At 57.7% G+C, this 6,438-nt stretch carries 3 protein-coding genes and 1 pseudogene; all 4 read left to right on the top strand.

All coding sequences use genetic code 11. The features are described 5' to 3' along the window. The coding region (locus PSV43_RS03720; protein ID WP_300193914.1) for a DUF1553 domain-containing protein at positions 1 to 926 on the top strand (926 nt) is incomplete at its 5' end. A gap of 23 nt (positions 927 to 949) precedes the next feature. After that, positions 950 to 2,371 carry a DUF1501 domain-containing protein gene (locus PSV43_RS03715; RefSeq protein ID WP_300193913.1) on the top strand — a complete coding sequence of 474 codons (1,422 nt, stop codon included), beginning with the start codon at positions 950 to 952 and terminating at the stop codon, positions 2,369 to 2,371. A 101-nt stretch (positions 2,372 to 2,472) separates the two neighbouring features. Further along, positions 2,473 to 3,975 carry a hypothetical protein gene (locus tag PSV43_RS03710; protein ID WP_300193911.1) on the top strand — a complete coding sequence of 501 codons (1,503 nt, stop codon included), beginning with the start codon at positions 2,473 to 2,475 and terminating at the stop codon, positions 3,973 to 3,975. Between the two features lie 284 nt (positions 3,976 to 4,259). Continuing rightward, positions 4,260 to 6,438 (top strand): annotated as a pseudogene (locus tag PSV43_RS03705) (hypothetical protein); the annotation flags it as partial.

Here is a 6,438-nt window from a genome sequence, read left to right as displayed (position 1 = left end):
CATTGAATATCAGCCCGCAAAGCGGCAGTGGCAGGCTGGACCTGGCCTATTGGATCGCCTCAAAGGACAATCCGCTGACGGCACGCGTGATGGCGAATCGTGTGTGGCTGAAGCTGATGGGCAGCGCCATCGTACCGACGCCGGATAACTTTGGTGCGATGGGTCAGAAGCCTTCCCACCCTGAACTGCTGGACCATCTGGCGGTCTCGTTCATGGAGAACGGCTGGTCGGTGAAGAAGCTGATCCGTGAGATCATGATGAGCCGTGCCTACCAGATGGGATCAGGCTATGATGCGGCGAACTATGCCGTGGATCCCGACAACAAGTGGCACTGGCGCATGAACCAGCGCCGGCTGGAGGCGGAGGCGATCCGCGATGCGATGCTGGCGGTGAGCGGCTCGCTGAATTTGTATCCGGTGGACGGATCTCCCGTGGCGCGTGCGGGGGAAGGCCGACAGGGATTGATTTCGATCTTCCGTGGTGATCTGACGAGCAAGGCCTCCACCTACCGTTCGATCTACATTCCGATCATTCGGGATCAGATTCCTGAAATGCTCTCCGTGTTCGACTATCCGGATGCGAGTCTGGTGAATGGTGATCGAGATACGACGAATGTGCCATCGCAGAGCCTGTACCTGATGAACAATCCGCAGGCGCAGAATGCGGCGGACGCGTTTGCGGCGCGCATTGCCAATCATCCGGGCAGTGCCGCCGAAAGACTGAGCTACGCCTACGAACTGGCGTTTGGCCGTGAACCCACGGCGCAGGAGAAAACTGCGATCAGCCAGTTCTGGATGCGCTTCCCGCAGCAGATCGCCAAGGGCGGCGGCAGCAGCAAAGAGGTGAAGGAGCAGGCGGAGTTTGCCGCGCTGTCCGCCTTCTGCCAGAGCCTGATCGCGAGCGCCGAGTTTCGTTACCTCAATTAAAGCACCTCCATTCTTCCCACGTCATGAGCACCCATCAATTTTCCCGGCGCGAGTTTTTGAAGACCGGCTCGAACGGCTTCGGCTATCTGGCCTTTGCCGCGCTGGCACAGCAGCAGGCGCTGCGCGCCAATCCGCAGGCCGCCACGGGGCCGCTGGCACCGAAAGCACCACATTTCGTGCCACGTGCGAAGCATGTGATTTTTCTCTGCATGCAGGGGGCGCCGTCGCATGTGGATACGTTTGACTACAAGCCGAAGCTGATCTCGGACAACGGGAAAGCTGCACCCTCGGCGGCCGGTCGCTATGGCACGGCGAAGCTGATGGCGTCGCCGTGGAAGTTCAACCGGCAGGGCAAGAGCGGCCTGTACATCTCGGAGCTGTTTCCCAATCTGGGCAAGCATGCGGATGAGATGTGCATCCTGAATTCGATGTCCACGGATCTGCCCGCTCATCCGCAGGCCTTTTCCCAGCTCCACACCGGGACGACGCAGTTCGTGCGTCCATCGTTGGGATCATGGGCCTTGTATGGTCTTGGCACGATGAATGAAAACCTGCCGGGATTCATCACGGTGAATCCGCCCGGCAACGCGACACGCACCTATGGCAGCGCCTTTCTACCTGCCATTTATCAGGGCACCAAGATTGGCGGCAACGGTTTCCCCGGTGGTGGTGGACGGCGGGGCGGTGGGATGGAGCAGGCCACGGTGGCGAACATCAAGAACAGCCGCTACACGACGGAAGAGCAGCGTACGCAGCTGGATCTGGTACAGGCGCTCAACAAGGCGCGTATGCAGCAGGACGGCGGTGTCAGCGCCGAAGTGGAAGGCGTGATCGAGTCCTATGAACTGGCGTTTCGCATGCAGGCCGAGGTGCCCAAGGTGATGGATCTGAGCAAGGAAACAGAGGCCACAAAGGCGCTGTATGGCATTGATGAGCAGGAGACGGACGCATTTGGCAGGCAGTGCCTGATGGCGCGCAAGTTCGTCGAGGCGGGCGTGCGTTTCATCGAGCTCACGAATGGCAACTGGGACCAGCACTTCAATCTGAAGGCTTCGTTGGAGCGCAATACGGGGGCCATCGACAAACCCATTGCCGGTCTGCTGGCCGATCTGAAGCAGCGAGGACTTCTCAAAGACACCTTGATCATCTGGGGTGGGGAATTCGGGCGCTCTCCCCACAGCCAGGGGGAGGACGGGCGCGATCACAACAACAAGGGCTTCTCCATGTGGATGGCCGGCGGCGGGGTGAAGGGGGGGATGAATTACGGGATGACGGATGACTACGGCTACGAGGCGGTGCAGAACAAGATGCACATCCATGACTGGCACGCGACGGTGCTGGCCCTGCTGGGCCTTGATCACGAACGGCTTACCTTCCGTTATGCTGGCCGCGATTTCCGTCTGACTGACGTTTACGGCACGGTGGCGAAGGAGATCATTGCATGAGCGAATTGACCTCCATTGTGACGCACGCGTTGCATCTGGCCTGATTCGTCTTATCAATGGCGCTGAAAATGGGAAACAGCGCCTCAGCATCCGCCATAAAGATGTCCTCCAGCCAGGCGCTGGATGCTGGCTCCAGCAGTGCGATCGATTCAGCGGCGATGCTGCGCATTGAGACGTTTATAGCGACGGAACTGCCGGATGAACTGCGCGCCAGCGCCAAGGCCCTGCTACGTGCAGTGGCCGGCAAGGTCGCAGTGCCGGGGCATTTTGATGCGTTCTGCTGCCAGGCATTTTCAAAGCCGGAGTGGGCAGCCGCGAGCAGTCTGCTGATTGCGGAGATGTTTGAGGAAGACGAGGATCAACTCGCCGAACTCGCGCGCATCCCCGACTTGGTCATTGAGATGAGCAGTGGCGAGGTCAACGTGACCTGCATGGTGGCATCGCGGTGGGCTGCACGCGGGGAGACACACCGCCTCTCCAGGCTCGCGGATGCGATCGTGGCGTCGCATGCCTCTAGAAATGCCTGTGCCGTCGATATCATGCTGGCCTTGGCCGCCACGCTGGCGGTGACACGGTTTTCTCGTGCAGAGCAGTTGTACAATGCGGCGCTGCCACTGGCAGGAGAGGAGCATCAGGAGGCCCTGGGGGATGCCAGGCGCTGGCTGACGGCTGGGCGTGTGGTGTGCAGTGCAGCGCAAGATGAGCGTGATTTTTGGGACGTACGGCTGCGCAAACCCAAGACGGCCTGGACGTGGCGGAGCAAGGCGGAGCGTGAGGCTCTCGATCATCTGTCGGAGTGTCTGGCACCCGACATCGAAGGGGCCGATTTATTCAAGGCCGTGCTGCCGGAGTGCTGGTGGGAACTGGCGATGAAGTGTGCGCAACAGCAGGAAAATCTTGTGCTGGCGACCCAAAAGCTGGCGACTGTGAAATCCGAAAACGGAGCTGGGGCTGTGAAGGTCTCGCATGAGCAGTTTCCGGCACCTGAACGGGCTGTCCGGAGCATCCCCACTCCTCATAACTCGGTACCACTTTTTCGATTTATTCTTGGTTGGGTCTGCGGCTTCATCTTCACGCTGCTCAGCCTGCTGCTGGTTCCGCGAAATTTTGTCGTCGGCGTTCTGGACACGCTGAAGCCAGAGGGCGTGCGCTCTGACCATGCCAATCTGGGGGCATGGCGTGAGGGTGAATTGCAAAAAAAGGCTGCTGAGATGGCAGCCTATAAAGTGCAGCATGCTTTGGCAAAAACCGGTGCCTGGCGTGAAAACGAAAAGGTGCTGTCCGGACAAAGCCCGGAACTGCCGTTTGACAGCCCGCAGTATATGAATCTGCTGGTCTGGCTGAATTTAGACCCGCCTAAGGATGCGGAGGTTCGTTTGCGTGTTTGCAAGCTGCTGCTGGAACGCGTGAAGGCGAATGCCATCACCCTATGGGAGTTATTAGTCTATCCTGGTTCTGCAAATGCTGCAGAAATCAAAATAGCAGCACGTAACGCGCTCACGGACGTGGCCTATCAATGGAGCGATGATGAGAAAAGGCGCCTCAAAGTGATTGTCGGTGGTACCATGGCAGGTACACCACCAGCGGTGGGGGCCAAAAGATAGCCGGGCAAGCTCAAGTGGCCCAAATGTGAGAGTTACGCGTGATAAGATTGCATTTTTGGTAGGTCTACTTGGTATCCTTTGAGCTATTGCGAATAGCCACAGAGAGCGACATTTTTTTAGCGGAGTCTCTAAAATAAGCTTTACTCAATAATAAAATTACCAGATTTTTCAGAATAGGATTTGCAAATATGAGTCATAAACCTTATAAACTAGAGCGTTTATATGAGGTCTTGCCCCGGAAACCCCGGTTGGCATGATCTCACCCTATGGTTCATTAACTTGTTATGATTGAAGAGCTTCAGCAATTTGGCAGCCTGTCCGTGGCGCATCGAACCGGTGGCGCACCGGTGGAGCTGATGCGTTCCAAGGATGAGGTTGTTTTTCTAGCCTTCGACAACCGGATCCACCGGTTGGTGGAATTGCATGTGCTGCGTGGGGGGAGCACGCTGGATGCGGCGATGAAGAAATCGGCCTTTGAGCGCGCCCGTCAGGCATCGAAAATCTGCGGCCATGCTTTCATGCGCATTCTGGAAGTGGGTGAGGACCAAGGGCTGGTTTATTACACCAGCAATCTCAATGACGGTGAGTTCGTCGAGCATTACACCCAAAGGCGCGGCGCGGTGGCACCTGCGACAGGGCTGGCGATGGTTTATCAGCTGCTGGATGACCTGCTTCAGCTGCAAGGGTTTCAGCGTCTTGTTTCGCGGATGCATCTAGACCGCGTGCTGGTCACGACTCTGGAGGACACGTTCCTGCAACTTCGCGTGTTTGATTACGGTCTGTCGCAGATGGATGCAGGGTCGGACGTACAGAGTGGTGAGCGGCTGGTGGTGGAGGCCTGCCGGTTGATTTTCCTGCTGCTGACAGGCCAGCCCTATGCAGGCGAAAATCCGGACAAGTTTCCTGCATTAACACAACTGCCGATGGGCTTGCGAACTGCGGTCAGAGCAGCTCTTACCGACCCCGACAATGCGCCGACATCGATTGAAAAACTGCGTGATGATGTGCGAGAAGCGTTCAGCGCTCTTTCGAGCAATATCAAAGCACGCAATTTTCGCAAACACCTGGTGGTGAACTCCTCGCTGCAGCCACAATCTCAGCTTCAGGAACTGCTGCTGGAAGATGTGCCGGTCGAAAATATTCTGGGAACGCGGTTTCGTGTGGAGGGTGCGGATCACGCCCGCCGCTATCCCTTTTCCATTCCTGCGATCAACACGAAACTGGACCAGCCTGTCACGGTGCATCTTCTGCCACCGTCGAGAATCGTGGATAAATCCCGCTACGAGGCGGTGCCATTGCAGATGTGGCGTTTCAATCCTGAGCGGCACCCCAACATCCTGCGGTCCTTGAGTCTCTGGGAAAGCCCTGACTGGACGTTCCTGACCGAAGAGCGGGAGCCTGGCTTTGCGCTTAGTCGTCTGATGGCGGAACGCATCACGCTGAATCCTGCTGAAGTGACGGTGCTGATGCGGCAGATCTGCGCCGGGCTTGATCAGGCGGTGGAGTGTGGCGTGCAGCGTGTGGATTTGCACCCATCCAACATCCTGCTGCGAGTAGGAAAAAATGGTCCGTTGCTCTCGCGGGAACTGGAAAGATTGATGCAGAAGCGTCTGGATGCCTGGCCTTCGTTTGTTGTGAAGCTGCGTCCGCACATGACGATGCGCAGCTTGTATGAGCCGCTGCTGGTTGACATGGATATCGCCGAAGGACAGCAGATGGAGGAGCATTTGCAGAATCGGGATTTTCGGCATCGCTCCTTTGTGGCGCTCGCAGGCTATTTGCTGACAGGAGAGCGTCAGAGCGGAGGCGTGCCGCAGTTTTCTGAATCCATCCCTGAGACGGCCGCCGCTTATGTGCGTGACTGCCTGGAATTGATCCGTGGTGCGGGCAAGACCCCTAGCCCGGGTGATTTCCTCGACAAATTTGAGAGGCTGCTCTCTGCGCCCGCAGTTGATCTGGCCACGCGCCTGCGTGGCAGAACTCTGGTGGCGGTGGAGGAAATGGAAAGTGTCGGCTCCGTCTCTGATTTTGACGAGGATTGGCATGCGAACAATACCGCCGCCGAACCTGTTGATGAGGAGCCGATTTCTCCCATCAAGCGAGGAATTAAGACGCATGACTTCAATTCGATACATCAGCAAAAGCGCAGTCTGCCTTGGGGTGCCATGGCGGCGGCCGCCGTGGTGATGCTGAGTGTAGGTGCGTGGATTTTCTTGGGTGGTAGAGAGACGCCCGGAGCTGTGGGACAGCCCTTGGTTTCCTCTGCTGCAGCTGAAGGACCTGCTGTCAGGGTACATGACATGTCACCTGCGGTCGTGACAGTGGTCAAAAGCAGTCCGGTGCCAGTGCTAACAGCCGCAGTCAAACCTCAGCCCTCCCCCGTCAAGCCGACGGCTGTCCTGAAGGAGGCTTTGCCGAATCCATCCGTCAAACCAGCGCCAGTTGTGGTGGAAGCTTTGCCGA

The sequence above is a fragment of the Prosthecobacter sp. genome (genome assembly GCF_029946185.1).
Taxonomy (GTDB): domain Bacteria; phylum Verrucomicrobiota; class Verrucomicrobiia; order Verrucomicrobiales; family Verrucomicrobiaceae; genus Prosthecobacter.
The sequence above is the reverse complement of the archived record's forward strand: the minus strand, read 5'-3'. Positions and strand labels throughout refer to the sequence as shown.

Coding starts and splice junctions, on each gene's coding strand:
- PSV43_RS03715 (WP_300193913.1), top strand. CDS start 950: ATGAGCACCCATCAATTTTCCCGGCGCGAGTTTTTGAAGACCGGCTCG.
- PSV43_RS03710 (WP_300193911.1), top strand. CDS start 2,473: ATGTCCTCCAGCCAGGCGCTGGATGCTGGCTCCAGCAGTGCGATCGAT.